Source organism: Streptomyces sp. NPDC059169 (genome assembly GCF_042755225.1).
GTDB lineage: Bacteria > Actinomycetota > Actinomycetes > Streptomycetales > Streptomycetaceae > Streptomyces.
This window is the reverse complement of record NZ_JBHZCF010000010.1, coordinates 13,453-30,640: the sequence shown is the minus strand read 5'-3', so window position 1 is coordinate 30,640 and position 17,188 is coordinate 13,453. Positions and strand designations below refer to the sequence as shown.

10 protein-coding genes are annotated in these 17,188 nt (G+C 70.8%); 5 read left to right on the top strand and 5 right to left on the bottom strand.

What is annotated here, in order from left to right; all coding sequences use genetic code 11:
• Positions 1 to 104: 104 nt before the first annotated feature.
• The 3 genes from ACFXOM_RS19610 to ACFXOM_RS19600 all read right to left on the bottom strand — a co-directional run bounded on the left by ACFXOM_RS19610 (position 105) and on the right by ACFXOM_RS19600 (position 2,950).
• Positions 105 to 719 carry an adenylyl-sulfate kinase gene (locus ACFXOM_RS19610; RefSeq protein ID WP_384948845.1) on the bottom strand — a complete coding sequence of 205 codons (615 nt, stop codon included), beginning with the start codon at positions 717 to 719 and terminating at the stop codon, positions 105 to 107.
• A 1-nt stretch (position 720) separates the two neighbouring features.
• Positions 721 to 2,055 (bottom strand): sulfotransferase family protein, encoded by a 1,335-nt coding sequence (locus ACFXOM_RS19605; RefSeq protein ID WP_384942687.1) that lies wholly within the window; start codon positions 2,053 to 2,055, stop codon positions 721 to 723.
• Between the two features lie 163 nt (positions 2,056 to 2,218).
• Positions 2,219 to 2,950 (bottom strand): VC0807 family protein, encoded by a 732-nt coding sequence (locus ACFXOM_RS19600; RefSeq protein WP_384942685.1) that lies wholly within the window; start codon positions 2,948 to 2,950, stop codon positions 2,219 to 2,221.
• A 440-nt stretch (positions 2,951 to 3,390) separates the two neighbouring features.
• Here ACFXOM_RS19600 and ACFXOM_RS19595 point away from each other — a divergent pair, with 440 nt between their 5' ends.
• The 5 genes from ACFXOM_RS19595 to ACFXOM_RS19575 all read left to right on the top strand — a co-directional run bounded on the left by ACFXOM_RS19595 (position 3,391) and on the right by ACFXOM_RS19575 (position 8,430).
• Positions 3,391 to 4,623, top strand: a complete 1,233-nt coding sequence (locus ACFXOM_RS19595) for a class I SAM-dependent methyltransferase (protein ID WP_384948839.1) — start codon at positions 3,391 to 3,393, stop codon at positions 4,621 to 4,623.
• Between the two features lie 371 nt (positions 4,624 to 4,994).
• On the top strand, positions 4,995 to 5,615 hold the full coding sequence (locus ACFXOM_RS19590; RefSeq protein WP_384948836.1) for a dTDP-4-dehydrorhamnose 3,5-epimerase family protein: 621 nt from the start codon (positions 4,995 to 4,997) through the stop codon (positions 5,613 to 5,615).
• On the top strand, positions 5,608 to 6,588 hold the full coding sequence (locus ACFXOM_RS19585; RefSeq protein WP_384942679.1) for an NAD-dependent epimerase/dehydratase family protein: 981 nt from the start codon (positions 5,608 to 5,610) through the stop codon (positions 6,586 to 6,588). Before ACFXOM_RS19590 ends, ACFXOM_RS19585 begins: the two co-directional genes overlap by 8 nt.
• Before the next feature lie 185 nt (positions 6,589 to 6,773).
• Entirely contained in the window at positions 6,774 to 7,556 is a 783-nt protein-coding gene (locus ACFXOM_RS19580) for an ABC transporter ATP-binding protein (RefSeq protein ID WP_384942677.1), read from the top strand.
• A 118-nt stretch (positions 7,557 to 7,674) separates the two neighbouring features.
• Positions 7,675 to 8,430 carry an ABC transporter permease gene (locus ACFXOM_RS19575; protein ID WP_384942675.1) on the top strand — a complete coding sequence of 252 codons (756 nt, stop codon included), beginning with the start codon at positions 7,675 to 7,677 and terminating at the stop codon, positions 8,428 to 8,430.
• Between the two features lie 251 nt (positions 8,431 to 8,681).
• On the opposite strand, the gene ACFXOM_RS19570 is transcribed toward ACFXOM_RS19575, so the two are convergent.
• Both ACFXOM_RS19570 and ACFXOM_RS19565 read right to left on the bottom strand, forming a co-directional pair.
• Entirely contained in the window at positions 8,682 to 9,713 is a 1,032-nt protein-coding gene (locus ACFXOM_RS19570) for a ketoacyl-ACP synthase III family protein (RefSeq protein WP_384942673.1), read from the bottom strand.
• A gap of 34 nt (positions 9,714 to 9,747) precedes the next feature.
• Positions 9,748 to 16,929 carry a type I polyketide synthase gene (locus tag ACFXOM_RS19565; RefSeq protein ID WP_385038608.1) on the bottom strand — a complete coding sequence of 2,394 codons (7,182 nt, stop codon included), beginning with the start codon at positions 16,927 to 16,929 and terminating at the stop codon, positions 9,748 to 9,750.
• Positions 16,930 to 17,188 lie beyond the last annotated feature (259 nt).

The window sequence follows — 17,188 nt, the reverse complement described above, 5'->3', positions numbered from 1 at the left end:
GTGTCCGGCCCGACCCTCCGGGCCGGACACCCGGCAGCCGCCGACGACCGTGGGCTCCGCGCCAGGCCGCCACCTCCGGCCTCCTGCTCTTCACGCGTCAGAGGTCAAGAGACGGGCCAGACCCCTTGCCCGGCGAGTGGATCCGGTGGGGTCCCGTCCGTGGGACCGACGCAGCGGGACCGCACCACACCCATGTCGGCCAGCAGGGCGTACACGGCTGCGGCCGTTTGGCTGACCGACATGTGGTGCGTGATCAGGCGCAGGTCCGGGGCGGGAGGTGGCTCGTACGTCTCCTCCGGCGGCGTGGGGGCGCCGTGGTCCATGGGTGCCCCGGTGGGGCGGCGCTTCGCGCACACCGACTGCGGTGCGTCCAGGTGGATTTCCACGTAGGGGGTGCCGGTCGCCTCGTGACGTCGGCGGACGGCGTCGCGGCTCGCCGCGCCGGGAGCGGTGGCTGACACCAGGGTGAGGAAGCCGTTGCGGGCCAGGACCTCGGCGGCGAGGCCGGTGCGCTCGGTGTGCCGGTCGGGGTCGTCCCGGGCGGGTCCGGTGGGGAGGGTCGCGTGTCGGGGGTCGCCGTCGAGGATCTCCACCCGGTGCCGCCGTGCCCGCAGCGCGCCGGCGAGGGCCTGCGCGACGGTGGTCTTGCCGGCGCCCGGCGGTCCGGTGAACCAGACCGTCGCGCCGGCGCATCCACATATGAGACCGTCGTCGTCCATGTCAGCGCTTCTCCTGTGGTACGTCGAAGTGGTCGTAGTAGAAGGCGAAGCGCTCCCTGAGTTCGGAGACGTCCAGGGCGAAGTCCTCAGCGGCGTAGCGATGGCGGCCGCTGCGGTGTTCCTCGGCCTTCGCATACGCGCGCATCGCCTGCTCGGTGACGGCGTCCAGTTCGCGGTCGGCCGCCTCGTACACCCGGCGTACCTCGCGGAGCGGGTCCTCGACGAGCGGACGGAAGAGCACGTCCACGACCTGGTGTTCACGGCCCACGCGGTCCCTCAGCGAGGCGCGCAGGGACCGCTCGATGACGTCGGCGGCGTACTTGCCGATCAGATGGGGGTTGGGGTGGGCGAAGTAGACCCTGGCGCCGTAGGCGACCATGTTGCTGAAGGAGATCACCGAGGTCACCGGGTCCCGGTGGGTCTGCACCACCGTGGCGTCGTCGAAGGCGCCGAACAGTGGGAGCAGCATTTCGGCGTGGCCGGGGGACTTCAGCACCCAGCGGTCACCGGCCGGGCGGCTCCACTGAAGGAACTGCAGGACCCGTTTGAAGTAGCGGTAGCCGTCGGTGTGGTCGGTGGTGGTGTACCACCGGGTGTACGCAGGGACCAGCCCGATGTCCTCGTACATGGGTGAGCAGTGGCTCAAGGACAGAAGCAGGTTGTCCTCTTCGGCCTCGTCATACACCAGTTCGTGCATCGCCGCTTGTTCGGGCAGGATCCGGTTCGTCATCCCGACCTCGACCCGACTGGCCTTGATACGAGGGTCGGGGTCCTTGCGGGCGGCGGTCAGGTCACCGTCGGGCAGGGGGTGCGTCGATTCCCAGAGCGGGAGGGAGCGGGAGCGCGGGTCCCGGGCGATGAGCCGTTGCAGGAAAGTGGTACCGGTGCGCGGTGCACCGGTGATGAACAGCGGTTCGGGTACCGGTGCTTCGAAGATCTCCGGGCGCCGTGCGGCGAGTTCCGCCAGGCGCAGTCGGGTCGAGAGGTTGTTGACCAGTTGGCTGTGCAGCATGAAGCGGCCGTTCGCGGTCAGCTGGACTTCCTCGGTGAGCGAGTGGCACAGCAGGGCCAGTGGCTCCTCGAAGGTGGTGTCCGCTGCGACGGCCGGCACCTTGGCCCGGACGGCCGCCTTTCGGTTGAGCGCTTCGGGGTCGAGCGGCCACATCCGTGGTGCCAGTGGGCCGAGCAGCCCGTTCATCGCCCTCAGCGGCCAGGGGAGACGTGGGTACGCCAGGAAGGTACCGCGCGCGGTGAGCTCTTGACGTTGCGGAAGCGGCACGTGGGTCAGCATCAACTTCTCCCATGGCGGTGAACCGATCGCCGGTATCCTGGTCACGCGCTGTGACACCGGGCAAGGTCGTTCCGGAATAACTAGGAGTTCTTCTGGGCTTCCGGTGCTCGCGGCGACGGCTGCGTCCGGTCACCCGCCGGGTGGGGGCACCCACGCCGTTACGCTGCGTGCCTCCGTCCGGCGGCCGCACGCGCTGTTCCGGCTCCGCTCAGGCCGTCCCGTCGTCCTTCTTCTCCGTCCGGACCCGGGGCCTGCCCGGGCGTCTCCCCCGTCCGGGGAAGAGCAGTTGGAACACCCCGGAGCGGTGGAGCACGACGTGCGTGATCACCTGCAGCACGATGTACGTCACGAAGTACAGCGCACCGTCGAGCGCCGGCACCGTATCGACGGGCAGGGTGTACGCCATGACCACGCGCAGGGCCGCGTCGACGAGCAGCCCGCATCCCCAGAGCACGGTCAGCCCCCGCCAGATGCGCCGGAATTGGGGGTCGGTGCGCCAGAACCCTTCCAGGGCCTGCGACTTGCCCGGCAGCAGCGTCTTCAGTGCCCGGTAGGTGAACGGGCGGGAGGTGAAGAGCGATCCGAGGATCCACAGGGCGATCAGTCCGGTGAACCAGCCGCCTCTGGCCAGGGCCAGGCGTGGACTGCCGGAGATGAGCGAGCCGAGGCCGGCGAGCACGAGGATGGCGATGACGAACAGGCCGACGCTGTCGACCTTGCGCTGTTTGACGATGGTGTAGCCGGTGCTGAGTGCCGGCGCGGCGGCGCTGATCAGCAGCGACGCCAGTTCCCCGAGGCCCGCGCTGCGCAGCACGTAGTAGAGCCCCACGGGAAGGACGACATCGCAGAGCAGGGTCACCGCGAACTGACGGCGGGCTGCGGTCTGCTCGCGGTGATTGCGGTCTTGTGCCAACTCGGTTTCGTCACGCAGTGCAGCCATCGCTGCTCCTTGAGTCGTCTGTTGCTGTCCGTCCGCGCGGGATCGGACCACTCTCCGACGATTCCGCGCCCCGGAGTCCCGTCGGCTGCCTGATGGCCACGACCCGACCTCCACGGCGGACAACCACGGCGAGTTGCATAGCCAAGCAAAAAATAGCACAGGCGAGCAGGATCGGCGACCCCTCGCCGGGGTGAGCAGTGGTGCAGCGGAGGTGGGGCCGACCCCGCGCCCCAGAGCCTGCCACCGGCACATCCGCAAAGCGGCCGCGGCATGCGGGTTCTGGAGCATTTTCCAGAATGCACCCCGGAAGCAGGGTGGCCCGGCACTTCGGCACTAGGGTCACCGGCAGTTACCTGGCGGGGCTCGCCGCGCCTGGCGTGGGATCACGACGCCGGTTCCGATCCGGTCCAGCCGATGATGGAACGCGACCTGGAGAATCCATGATCATCGAAGACTGCCGCATCTGCGGCAACCGCAACCTGCTGCCGGTCCTCGACCTGGGCCCGCAGGCTCTCACCGGCGTCTTTCCCCGCACCCGGGACGAGGACGTCCCGGCGGTCCCCCTCGAACTGCTCAAGTGCTCGCCGGACGGCTGCGGCCTCGTCCAACTCCGCCACACGGCCGACTTCGGGCTCATGTACAACGAGAACTACGGCTACCGGTCGGGGATACGCCCGTTCATGGTCCAGCACCTCCACGACAAGGTCGCGGCGATCACCGGCCTGGTCGACCTGGGTCCGGACGATCTGGTCCTGGACATCGGCAGCAACGACTCCACGCTGCTGCGCGGCTACCCCACGCCGGGCCCGACCCGCGTCGGCATCGACCCCACCGGACCCAAGTTCCGCGACCACTATCCGCCGGACGTCGAACTGATTCCCGACTTCTTCTCCCGCGACCTGTTCACCGACAGGTTCGGCTCACGCCGTGCCAAGGCGGTCACCTCCATCGCGATGTTCTACGACCTGCCGCGGCCGATGGCGTTCATGCAGGACGTGTACGACGTCCTCGACGACGACGGCATATGGGTGATGGAGCAGAGCTACCTGCCGGCCATGATCGAGGGCACCGCCTATGACGTGGTGTGCCACGAGCACCTCGAGTACTACGCGCTGAGCCAGATCGAGTGGATGGCCGAGCGCGTCGGGTTCACGGTCCTCAAGGCCGAACTCACCGAGGTCTACGGCGGCAGCCTCTGCGTGACCCTCGCCAAGCGCCCCGGCCGCCACCCCGTGGACGAGGCCGGACTGGCCGCCGTCCGCGCCAGGGAGACCGCACTCGGGCTGGACACCATGGCCCCGTTCGAGGCATTCGCCAAGCGCGTTCATGACTACCGCGACCGCCTTCGTGACTTCCTCGACGAGTCGCGCAAGGCGGGCAAGGTGACCCTCGGGTACGGCGCTTCGACCAAGGGCAACGTGATCCTCCAGTTCTGCGGGCTCACCGAGGAAGACCTGCCGTGCATCGGCGAACCCAACGCGGACAAGTCCGGTTGCTTCACCCCTGGAACGAAGATTCCCATCGTGTCCGAGGAGCAGGCCAAGTCCCGCCGTCCCGACCAATTGCTGGTGCTGCCCTGGATCTACCGGGACGGCTTCGTCGAGCGGGAGAGCGACTTCCTGGCCGGCGGCGGCAAGCTGGTCTTCCCACTTCCCGAGCTGTCCGTCGTCTGACCCGCTGCTCCGCCCGACGGGACCCGTCCGGCTCCGGCGCGCCGGGCGGTGCCACCGGCCGGCCTGCGGCGAAACCAACCCGGATGACCGCTGATTCCCCGCACATCACACTAGGGAATCTTCCACATGGGTCCCGCCCATACTGGGGCAGCCACAGCCGGGGCAGGCTCGTCCCTCCGGCCTGAACACACGGACCGTGCGCGGTGCCGCGACGAGCCGCACCCGTCTGCGCAAGGCACAAACAGTTTCCGAACGTGGTGGGAGCGCGAAAACGTGAGTGACATGAGGCGCACCGAACCGACCCGGCCGCAGCGGCCCCGGACGTGCCCCCCGGCACCGTCCGCACATGACGCGACGGGCAGGTGACCGTGATGCGTACCCGAGAGCTCGCAGTCGCCGGCGGATTCGAGTTCACGCCCGACATCCACTCGGACCACCGCGGGCTGTTCGTCTCCCCGTTGCAGGACGAGGCGTTCCTCGCGGCGGTCGGTCACCGGTTCCCCGTGGCACAGACGAACCACAGTCGGTCGGCCCGGGGCGTACTGCGCGGCCTGCACTTCACGGCCACTCCCCCCGGCCAGGCCAAATACGTCTACTGCGCACGAGGTCAGGCACTGGACGCCGTCGTGGACATCCGGGTGGGCTCCCCCACGTTCGGTCAGTGGGACGTCGTCACGATGGATGCGGAGTCATTCCGCGCCGTGTACATCCCGGACGGGCTCGCCCACGCCTTTCTGGCGCTTGAGGACGACACGATCATGTCCTACCTCGTGAGCAGCGCCTACCAGGCCGAGTTGGAGCACGCGATCGATCCGCTCGACCCCGCGATCGGGCTGCCGTGGCCACCCGGAGTGGAGTTCCTACTGTCCGCGCGGGACACCGTGGCGCCCAGTCTGGCGGAGGCCGAGGCCAAGGGCATGCTCCCGCAGTACGCCGACTGCCTGCCGGTCGGGCCGGCCGCAGATCGGGGAGGAGTCCGGCCCGGTGAGTAGGGAGATGGTCGCCGTGGCACCGTTCAGGCCACCCTCCGCTCCCATGGGTGTGGCGGTGCTGGGGGCGACCGGTTGTGTGGGCAGGCATCTGTGTGCCGCCTTCGCGGCCGAGGGGAACGAGGTCGTCGCGATCGCTCGCCGGTACGCGCCGCAGGTAGCCGCCCACCGGTTCCTGCCCCTGGACGTCGCGGGGAGCACCAGCGACGAGCTCGCCCGGGTGTTGGCCCGCGAGGGCGTCGATGTGGTGGTCAATGCCACCCTCGGCTGGGGGGAGGAGCTGCACTACACCAACGTGCAGTTGGTAGAGCGGCTGCTCGGCACGCTGGAGCGGCTGCCGGCTCCTCCCCGGCTGGTCCACCTCGGCACCATCCACGAGTACGGCCCGACCCCCTTCGGGACGTCACTGCGCGAGGACACGGAGCCCGTCCCGGAGCATCCCTACGCCAAGGCGAAGCTCATCGCCTCACGGATGGTGCTCGACGCCGTCCGGGACGGCGGTCTGGACGCGGTGGTCATGCGGGTGGCCAACACGCTGGGGCCGCACCCCGCCCTGGAGAGCTTCTTCGGGTCGCTGGCGGTCCGGCTCCGCGGCGCCGACGCGGCCACGGGCATCGAGCTGACCATCGCGGACGCCCGGCGTGACTACGTCGATGTCCGGGACGCGGTGGACGCCGTGGTCCGGGCGGCCTCCATCACCCGCGCCGACCCCCTGGTCAACATCGGATCCGGCCGGGCCAGGGGCGTACGGGAGTTGGTGGACGAGCTCGTCGCGGCCGCCGGGCTGCCCCCGGAGACGGTCCGCGAGCAACGCGGTGAAGTGCACAGCAGGGGCGCCGACTGGATCCAGGTCGACATCGCGCGCGCCGGACACCTCCTCGGCTGGCGCCCCCGCTTCACCCTCAGGGAGTCCATGCGGGCCATGTGGGAGACCGTGGGCGCGGACCAGCCGATCCCGGCCCGTCAACACAGCTGAACGCCTTCCTGGGCGACGCTCCCGGAGAGGGGGTCAAACGCTAGGGATATGCCGGGGAGTTCGTGCTCGGCACGACAGGGTCCGATGGGATTTACTCAACCATGTCAGAATATGCTCAACCGAGCAAAACACTCGAGTGCGGTGGACGACGGACGAGATTCGCATCCGCGAGGCAGGAGGCCGCCATGACCGCTCCCATCATCAGCGCCAAGGGGCTCGCCCGCACGTACACGACCAAGAAGGGCCCGGTCGAAGCGGTGCGCGGCATCGACCTCACCGTGGCTCCCGGGGAGATCCTGGGATTCCTCGGCCCCAACGGCGCCGGCAAGACCACCACGATGCGCATGCTCACCACACTGCTGCCCCCCACCGGGGGTAGTGCCACCGTCGCCGGGCACGACCTGGCGAGCGACCCGGCCGGGGTACGCCGGTGCATCGGCTACGTCGCCCAGGTCAGCGGGGTCGACCCTGCCGTCAGCGTGCGCGAGGAACTGGTCACCCAGGGCCGGATGTACCGCCTCGGCAAAGCCCGGGCCAAGAACCGTGCACAGGAACTCGCCGAGGACCTCGACCTGGCCGACCTCCTCGACCGGCCCACGCGCGCGCTCTCCGGAGGCCAGCGCCGCCGCCTCGACATCGCCCTGGGCCTGACCCACCGGCCCGAGCTGCTCTTCCTCGACGAGCCGACGACCGGACTCGACCCCGGCAGCCGCTCCGACGTGTGGGACCTTGTGCACCGCATCCGCGCCGAGGGCACCACGGTCTTCCTCACCACGCACTACCTCGACGAGGCGGACGCCCTCTCCGACCGGCTCGTCGTCGTCGACGACGGCCTGGTCGCCGCCGAGGGCACCCCGCAGGAGCTGAAACTGCGGTACGCCGGCTCCGAGACGGCCAGCCTGCGCGAGGCATTCCTCGCCATCACAGGCCACCACACTCCCGCTCCCGAAGCTCCAGTCGCCGTCTGACCGGACGCTCCCCACGGAGGTTGACTTGCCGCACTCGTCCCCCGCCGCGCCTGTGCCGACCGCGTCCGAGCCCGCGGCCGTACCGACCCGACGTCATGCGGCCAGGCGGAGTTCCGGCTTGGCCGACCTGGCCGCCGACACCCGCCTGATCCTCGGCCGCTATCTGCGGCAGACCCTGCGTGCAAAGATCGGCCTGGTGGTGGGCGTCCTCATGCCGCTGCTCGTGCTGTTCTTCTTCGGCCCTCTGCTGACGCACGTTCAGCTGGGTACCGGCGGTGACGCCTGGCAGACGCTGGTGCCGGGGCTGCTGGTACAACTCGGCATGTTCAGCGCCGCCTTCGCCGGCATCGGCATCCTCATCGAGAAACAGCACGGTGTGATCGAACGGATGCAGGTCACCCCGGTCAGCCGGCTGGCGCTCCTCATGGGCCGGGTACTGCGCGACGTGGTGCAGATGATGGCCCAGTCACTGCTGCTGGTTCTCGCAGGGATGGCGATGGGGCTGCGCGCCCCGGTGCTCGGCGTCCTCATCGGCTTTCTCTTCGTCGCCGTACTCACGGTGGCACTGGCCTCGCTGTCCTATGCGCTGGCCATGCGGCTGAACTCCCCGGAGGAGTTCGCCCCGGTGGTCAACACCATCAACCTGCCGGTCATGCTGCTCTCCGGCATCCTGCTGCCGATGGCACTCGCGCCCCGGTGGCTCGACATAGTGTCGAAATTCGTCCCGCTGCGCTACTTGGTGGAGGCGGTCCGGGCCGCGTTCCTCGGTCAGTACGACAGCACCGCCATGCTCCGGGGCGCCCTGGTGGCGGCGGTACTCGCCGCGGTCGCGGTGTTCCTCGGCGCCCGGATCTTCCGCAAGGCCGGGGCGTAGGGCGACTGCCCTCGCGGCCGACCGGCCCCGCGTCGTCCACAGGCCGCGCCCCCCCCCACGCCGGGACGACGTGCGGGGTTCGGCAGAGTCGCACGAGCCGCCGGGCACCTGTGCGCCGTGCGATGAGGCGGTCATGGCGGGGCACTTCGCCCTTGCCGTGACCGCCTCGTCCCATGACGTGTTCACCGATCCCGGAGCACGCCCACGGTGCACCGGCTGACCGGTCAGGTCCCAGGCCGCGTGAAGCGGCGTCAGACGGACCACGGGGGCAGATCCAGGATGGTCACGACGCTCGCCGTGCAGATCCACCCGGGCCCCTGGGACACCAGCAGGACGTTGTCTCCCGCTGTCACTTCGCCGGTGCGCACCAGGTGCTCCAGCGAAATGAAGACATCGGCCCCACCCACGTGCCCGACCGACTTCCCGTAGTCCCAGCTGGAGCGCGACATGGGCAAGCCGAGCGGCATCATGGTGCCGAATTCGACCATGCGGCCATCCATGTTGATGGGTATGACCTTGGCGAGGTCGGATGCGTTCAGATCAGCGTCGACAAGCGACCGGTGAATGATGTCGAGGTTGAACAGCGTGATCTTCTCGAGGGCCTCGGACAGCGGCATTTCGGTTTCGTTGAACTGCTCGGCCCGCTCCGGCATCGTGGGGACCCGCACGTCGCGCTCCAACAGCGGTCCGTTGCCGCGGTGCCACTTCTCCAGTGCGTGCAGCACACCCGCGTTGAGGGAGCGTACCTGGGCGAATCCCTCGTCGGCGCTGAGCAGGACCGCCATGCCTCCGTCGGAGAAGAAGTAGGACTGGCCGAAACCGTCGTTCCAGCGGTCGGCTCCCGGGGCGGTGAAGTTCTCGCCCGAGGTCAGCAGGACGGCCTCGGCCTCCGCTGCGCCGGTCATCTGGCCGATGGCCACCTCCAGCGCCCCCAGCATGCCGTTGCAACCCTGCTGGACGTACTGCGCGGGGACGTTTTCGAGAGCCAGTTCACGCATGATGTAGCCCGGTGGATAAGCACCCACGGGGCCCTGGTAGTTGACGGAGCTATGGATGTGGAAGCTGATCGTCTCGATGTCCAGCTTCGAACGTTCAAGGGCCGTACGGGCAGCGGACACCGCCATGTCCATCGCCGGAATGTCCCCGCCGACGTGGGCGCCGGTGAGTCCGTTGCTCTTCGGGATCTCTGCGTCCAGGATGCCGTCGGCGACCGCCTGCTCCGCGCTCGCCCATTCCGGAAGGAAAGCTCCCAGCGAGTCGATGTAGACGTCTTCCACCTTCATGAACATTCTCCTCTGTACGTGCTGGCGGGCCCGATCAGCATTCGAGAAGCTCTCGCTTGAGGTGCTGGGCCAGGGCGCCGGGGTCGGGGAAGTCGAATACCACCGCGGGCGGCAGGGAGAGCTTCGTCGCCGCGTTCAACTCGTTGCGGACGGTCAGCGCCGTCAGGGAGTCGAAGCCGAGGTCCTTGAATTCCTGCTGCGTGCCGATCGCGTCGGGGGAAGCGTGCCCCAGTCCCGCGGCCACCAGTCGTAGCACGAGGTCGAGGAGGGTCGCGTCCCGTTCGGCGTCGGTCATCGCGGCGAGGCGGTGCTTGAGCTCGGAGGCTTCCGCGGGCGCGTTCCGCGCGGCCGGCCGGGACTGCTTGTGCACCAGGGAACGCAGCGTCGGCGGCAAGCCCCCGGACGCGGCCTGGCGGCGGAGTTCCGCGGTGTCCAGACGCGCCGCGACCGGGTTGGCGTGATCAAGCCCGCAGAGCGCGTCGAACAGCTCCAGACCCTCGGCGACTGGGAGCGGGTGCACCGGCAGCCGGGAGGTGCCGGACGTCGTGAGGTCCCGGCCGGCCCACAGGCCCCAGGCAAGGGAGGCTGCCGGGAGGCCCTGGGCGTGGCGGTGCCGGGCGAGGGCATCGAGGAAGACGTTGGCCGCTGCGTAGTTGCCCTGGCCGGCGCCGCCCAGGATCCCCGCCACGGAGGAGAAGACGACGAACGCGGCGAGGTCGAGGCCCTTCGTCGCGTCGTGCAGGGCGAGCGCGGCGTCGACCTTGGGCCGCAGTACGGCGTCCAGCCGCTCCGGGGTCAGGGACAGCACGATTCCGTCATCCGTCACCACCGCGGTGTGCACGACGGCCTTGAGCGGGCGGTCGTCGGGCACCGTCGCCAGCAGCCCGGCGAGCGCCTCACGATCGGCCGTGTCGCAGGCGGCGATGGTCACCCGGGCACCCAGGGCGGTGAGTTCGGCCTCGAGTGCGGCCGCGCCGGGGGCAGCAGGGCCCCGGCGGCTGGTGAGCAGGAGATCCCGTACACCGTGTCGGGTGACGAGGTGGCGGGCGAGCGTGGCACCGAGCAAGCCGGTGCCGCCGGTGACGAGGACGGTGCCGCCCGGAGCGGCGAGCAGCGGTGCGCTCTGGGCGGGGGCGGCGAGCCGGGCCAACTGCGGTATCCGCAAAGCGCGTTTACGCAGGGCGAGCTGCGGCACCTCGGCGCCGGCGACCTTGAGCAGGGCGCGCCACGCGGGCTTACCGGCGTCGGTGTCGACGAGGGTGAAGCGGCCGGGGTTCTCGGTCTGTGCGGACCGGATCAGCCCCCAGACGGCAGCCGTCGTCAGGTCCGGTTCCGGAGTGTCGTCCCAGGCGGCCACCGCACCACGGGTCAGCAGGATCAGCTTCGAGGAGACGAAGGCGGGGCTGGTCAGCCAGGTCTGGGTCCAGGCCAGCGCCTGCCGGGTGCGTTGGTGGACGATGCGGGCCAGGTCCGCGGGGTTGTGGTCCGCGGTGTTCCGGTCCGTTGCGGGGGCGACGGTCATCACCACGCAGTCCGGTGCGGCAGCGCCGCCCTCGATCTCCTTGGCGAGGGCGTCCAGATCGGGGTAGGCCTCGGCGTACTGTCCGGCGCCCATGAGTCCGGACCGCGCACGCAGCGGGTCCTCGCCGACGACGGCCCAGGCCGACGGGGTGTCCGCGGCGACCGACGCGACCGGTACCTCGGTCCACTCCACCTGGAACAGGCCGTCCTGCTGAGCCGCGGCGGCGCCCCCGACAGTGCGGGCGGACACCGGTCGGGTATCGAGGGCGTCGACGCTCAGCACGGGCCGACCGGTCGCGTCGGCAGCGGCGATCGCCAGGCCATCGGACTCCGTGCGGGTGATACGGACCCGCAGCACCTCGGCGCCTGCGGCGTGCAGGGTCACGCCCCGCCACCGTGCGGGCTGCCGCGCCTGCTGACCGTCGTCGGCGAGACCCGCCCATACGGGATGCAGTGCGGAGTCCAGCAGGGCGGGATGCAAACCGAACGCCGCGGCCTGTGTCGCGCGGTCCTCGGGCACGGTGACCTCGGCGAAGAGGTCGTCTCCGCGCCGCCACACGGCCGTCAGGCACCGGAAGGCGGGGCCGTGCTGGTAACCGGCGTCGGCCAGGGCGGCGAACACCTCGTCCGTCGCGACGGCGGTCGCCCCCGCCGGTGGCCACACCTCCAGGTCCCAGGCGGGCGTGACCCCGTCCGGTGCCAGGGTGCCGGTGGCGTGGCAGGTCCACGGCCTGCCGGTGCCCACGTCGGCACGTCGCGAGTGGACGGCGACGGACCGGTGGCCCTTCTCGTCCGGGGCGCCGACGGTGACCCTGAGCTGAACGGCGTCCCGCGCGGGAACCACCAGCGGTGCGTGCAGGGACAGCTCTGCCAGCCGATCGCAACCCGCCTCGTCGCCGGCGCGCAGTGCTAGCTCGACGAAGGCCGGGCCGGGCACCACGGCGCTGCCGGCCACGCGGTGGTCGGTGAGCCAGTCGTGGGTGCGGGCCGACAGCCGGCCGGTGAAGAGCAGGATCCCGGTTTCGGGCAGTTCGACGGCAGCGCCCAGCAGCGGGTGCTCCGCCTCGGCCAGTCCCAGGGCGGAGGCATCGCCCGCGCCGTCGGGAGGCGACAGCCAGAACCTGTCCCGCTGGAACGCATAGGTCGGCAGGTCGGTGCGAGCCGTCGCGGCGGCGGGAAACGCCGGCCGCCAGTCCACCGGTGCTCCGTGCACCCACGCCTCGCCCAGCGACATCAGGAAGCGGTCCCAACCGCCGTCGTCGGCGCGCAGGGACGGCACGGCCACCGCGGCGGACCCGGTGGACTGGAAGGTCTCCTGCAGGCCGACCGCCAGCACGGGGTGGGCACTCGCCTCCACGAAGATCTCGTACCCGTCGGCCAGCAGGACGCGGGTCGCGGCCTCGAAGTCCACGGTCTGCCGGAGATTGCGGTACCAGTAGGCCGCGGTCAGTTCCGGTCCGTCGATCCTTCCGCCGGTCATCGACGAGTAGAACGCCACCTCACACGACCGTGGTGACACCGGCGCGAGCAACTCCAGCAATGCCGTTTCCAACTGCTCGGTCTGCACCGAGTGTCCGGCGAAGTCGACCGGGACCCGGCGCACCCGCGCGCCTTCGCCCTCCATCAGTGCCATCGCCTCCTCCAGCGCCTCCGCATAACCGGAGATCACCGTGGATGAGGGACCGTTCACCGCGGCGACGCCGACCTGACCGTGCCAGCGTTCCAGGTGGGCCTGTACGTCGTCCGCGGGCATGCCCACCGACGCCATCCCACCGGATCCGGCAACCCGGACGATCGCTTGGCTGCGCAGGGCGACGACCCGTGCCGCGTCGTCCAGGCTCAGGGCCCCCGCCACGCAGGCCGCCGCGATTTCGCCCTGGGAGTGTCCCACCACCGCGTCGGGCCGCACGCCGAACGAGCACCACAGCTCCGCCAGAGAGACCATGACGGCGAACAGCACCGGCTGCACCACGTCCGCCCGCTCCAGCCCCGGAGCGCCCTCGGCACCCTCCAGTACCTCCGCCAACGACCAGTCCACGTAGGCCGACAATGCCTCTTCGCACTCGTCCAGCCGGTTGCGGAAGACCTCCGAGGCTGCCGACAGCTCCCGTGCCATGCCCACCCATTGGGAGCCCTGGCCGGGGAACACGAAGACGGTGCCGCCCGGGCGTGCGGTTCCCCGCACCACACCGGCGGCGGCCTCGCCCCGTGCGAGCGCCTCCAGTCCCGCCGGCAGTCCCGCGCCGCTGCCGACGACCACGGCCCGGTGGTCCAGGGCGCTGCGGCCGAGCAGCCCCAGACCTATTCCCGCCTCGTCCACGACGTCCGCTCCGACGTGGATGAACTCCCGCAGCCGGGCGCCTTGTCCGGCCAGTCCCTGAGGCCCGCGGCCGGAGATCACCCAGGGCAGAACGCCGGGCGCCGTGACGGGCTCCGCCGTCGAGCCGCCCGCCACGGGGGTCTCAGGCGCCTGCTCCAGGATGAGATGCGCATTGGTGCCGCTGGCTCCGAACGAGGAGACCGCGGCGCGCCGGGGCCGGCCGGTCGCCGGCCAGCTGACCGGCTCGGTCAACGGCCGCACCGCTCCGGCGGACCAGTCCACGTGGAGGGACGGTTCGTCGATGTGCAAGGACTGCGGCAGTACGCCCTGCCCGATGGCCTGCACCATCTTGATCACGCCGGCCACCCCGGCCGCCGCCTGGGTGTGGCCGATGTTCGACTTCAGAGAGCCCAGCCACAGCGGCCGCTGAGGTGCCCGCCCCTGTCCGTAGGTCGCCATCAGGGCCTGCACTTCTATCGGATCACCCAGGGTGGTGCCCGTGCCGTGGCCCTCGACCGCGTCCACCTCGTCGGGGGACAGACCGGCACGGTCCAACGCCTGTCGGATCACCCGCTGTTGGGCCGGTCCGCTGGGCGCCGTCAGGCCGTTGCTCGCGCCGTCCTGGTTCACCGCGCTGCCCCGCACCACGGCCAGCACCGGGTGTCCCAGCCGGCGGGCGTCCGACAGTCGCTCCAGCAGAACCAGGCCCGCGCCCTCGGAGAACCCGGTTCCGTCGGCCGACGAGGAGTACGCCTTGCAGCGGCCGTCGGCGGACAGCGCGCCCTGCCGGCTGAATTCGACCAGGGCGGTCGGCGCCGTCATCACCGTCACCCCGCCGGCCAGGGCCAGGGAGCACTCCCCCTGTCGGAGCGACTGGGCGGCCAGATGGATCGCCACCAGCGAGGACGAACACGCCGTGTCGACGGTGAGGGCGGGGCCCTCCAGGCCGAAGCTGTAGGCGATCCGCCCCGAGGCGATGCTGATGGCACTGCCGTTGCCGAGGTGCCCCTCCAGGTCCTGCGCCGACCGGTCGTGCGCGCCGGGGCCGTAGCCGCCGTGCATGACACCCGCGAACACCCCGGTGCGGCTGCCCTTCAGGCACGCCACATCGATGCCCGCACGTTCGAACGTTTCCCACGCCGTCTCCAGCAGCAGCCGCTGCTGCGGGTCCATCGCCAGCGCTTCGCGCGGGGAGATGCCGAAGAACGCGGCGTCGAAGCGGTCCGCTTCGGGCAGGAACGCCCCTTCGTGGGCGTCCGAACGGCCGCCGGCGGCGGGGTCCCTGCCGAGGAGCCGTTCCAGGTCCCAGCCGCGGTCCTCCGGCAGCGGACCGACGGCGTCCGCCCCCTCGGCCACCAGCCGCCACAGGGCTTCCGGGGAGTCGCTGCCGCCCGGGTAGCGGCACCCCATCGCGATGATCGCGACCGGTTCGTCCGGATCCGCACGCGGTGGGGTCGGCGCGACGTCCTCCTCCGGTTCGTCCAACAGCTCGGCATGCAGGTGCCCGGCGAGCGCGGCGGGGGTGGGGTAGTCGAAGGCGATGGCGGCCGACAGCCGTTTGCCGGTGAGGGACCGCAGCCGGTCGCGCAGCTGGACCGCGGCCACCGAGGTGAAGCCCAACTCCTTGAACGCCTTGTCCGGCGCGACGTCGTCCACCGCGCCGAGGCCGAGTACGTCGGCGACGGCCGAGCGCACCATGGTCAGCAGAGCGCGGCTGCCCTGGGGGCCGTTCAGCCGACGCGTCAGCAGTCCGGCAGCCCTTTCGGCCGAGCTGTGCGTCGGGGAGAGCGCCTCGGTGCGCAGCTGCGCCAGCGGGTTGACCGCCAGCAGCCGGGCCGGCAGTCGGGTCAGTTCCCCCCGGGCGATCTTCCCGGCCGGGGTGCGGGGGACGGCGGCAATCTCGTGCAGCGCGTCGGGCACCTTGTAGGCGGACAGTTGCTCCTGGCAGGTGGCGAGGACGAGGTCGGGGTCGATCCCCTCGGGGCCCGGAACGAGGTAGGCGACGGGGACCTCGCCGAGCACCTCGTGCGGGGTGCCCGCGACAGCGGCCTCCGCGACCCCGGGGACCTGCTGGAGGACCTCTTCGACCTCGCGCGGGTGGATGTTCTCACCGCCGCGGATGATGAGTTCCTTGACCCGGCCGGTCAGGGTCAGGTAGCCGGCGTCGTCGAGGCGTCCGAGGTCACCGGTGCGGTACCACCCCTCGGTCACCACATCGGCCGTTGCCTCGGGCTGGCGGTGGTAACCGAGCATCAGGGCGGGGCTGTTGACCCACACCTCCCCCTCCTCGCCGGTGCCGACCTCGTCCCCGGTGCGCGCATCGGTCAGCCGTAGGTCGAGCCCGGGCAGGGGCAGCCCGCAGGAGCCCTCGACCTGCGGCCCGTCGGGGAGGTTCGTGGTGATGGCGCCGCCGGTCTCGGTGCTGCCGTAGCTGGCCAACAGGGAGATCCCGAAGGTCTCCTGGAAGGCGTGGTGCAGCCGGACGGGGCAGGCGGATCCGGCCACCATGCACAGCCGCAGCTCGGGCGCGGCGAAGCTGCCGTCGCGGGCTGCCTCGACCATGTGGTGGAAGAGCGTCGGCACGCCGACGAGGAAGGTACTGCGCTCGGCCCGCAGGGCGTCCAGGACCTCGTCGGCCGCCAGGCCCTGCATGAGGTGCGCCGTGGCGCCGACGGCCACGACTCCCAGCAGGCACACGTTGTGCGACACGCAGTGGAACAGCGGCAGCGGCCAGAGCACCCTGTCGCCGGCGGACAGACCCAGTATCGGTGCGGTGCACGACGCCGTGGCCCACAGGGACCGGCGCTGGGTCGACAGCACGCCCTTGGGACGGCCGGTGGTTCCGGAGGTGTAGAGCATCCAGGCCGGTTCGTCCAGGCCGAGGTCGTCGCGCGCCGGGGTGACCGGTTCGGTGCCGGCGAGGGCCTCGTAGTGCGAGGTGCCCTCGGGGTTGGGACCGTCACCGGTGACCACGACGCGCAGGGCGGGGCGCTGCGGCAGCATCCGCAGCACCTGTTCGGCCTGGGCCGGACCAGCGATGATCACTTGGACGTCGCTGTCGTCGAGCAGGTGCGCCAGCTCGGCGTCGGAGGACTGGGGGTTGAGCGGCACACCGACGGCACTCGCCCGGGAGGCAGCGAGGCAGCTCTCCACCATCTCCACGCAGTTGCCCAGGTAGACGGCCGCCCGGCCGCCGCGGTCCAGGCCCAGATCCGCCAGGTGGCCGGCCAGCCGTGCGGTGCGACGGTCGAGCTCAGCGTAGGTCACGCTGCGCCGAGCGTCGGAGAAGGCGGTCTTGCCGGCGAACCGGACGGCGTGCTCGGTGAGCAACTCGTGCACCGGTCGGATCAGTTCGGTGCGCATCTTTGCACTCACGTCTTTCGCGCTCCCACCACTTCGGAAACAGGTCCTTGGCCCCGGGCAGGCGCAGGCCGTCCGGGCGGCCCGGGCACCTGGCGCCGGGCGCCGGGATCGTCCCGTCCGCTCTGCCGAGACCGCCTCGCGAAAGGTCTCGACGGAACGTCGTGCGCTTTCGGGAGGGAGAACACATTCCGTCGCTCCGACCGTGGAGAAAGCGCCGTCCCCCCGTCCGGCCCCAGTATGGTCAGCGGCGATGTGGGACATTCCCTAGTGT

Coding starts and splice junctions, on each gene's coding strand:
- ACFXOM_RS19590 (WP_384948836.1), top strand. CDS start 4,995: ATGCGTACCCGAGAGCTCGCAGTCGCCGGCGGATTCGAGTTCACGCCC.
- ACFXOM_RS19570 (WP_384942673.1), bottom strand. CDS start 9,713: ATGAAGGTGGAAGACGTCTACATCGACTCGCTGGGAGCTTTCCTTCCG.
- ACFXOM_RS19610 (WP_384948845.1), bottom strand. CDS start 719: ATGGACGACGACGGTCTCATATGTGGATGCGCCGGCGCGACGGTCTGG.
- ACFXOM_RS19595 (WP_384948839.1), top strand. CDS start 3,391: ATGATCATCGAAGACTGCCGCATCTGCGGCAACCGCAACCTGCTGCCG.
- ACFXOM_RS19580 (WP_384942677.1), top strand. CDS start 6,774: ATGACCGCTCCCATCATCAGCGCCAAGGGGCTCGCCCGCACGTACACG.
- ACFXOM_RS19600 (WP_384942685.1), bottom strand. CDS start 2,950: ATGGCTGCACTGCGTGACGAAACCGAGTTGGCACAAGACCGCAATCAC.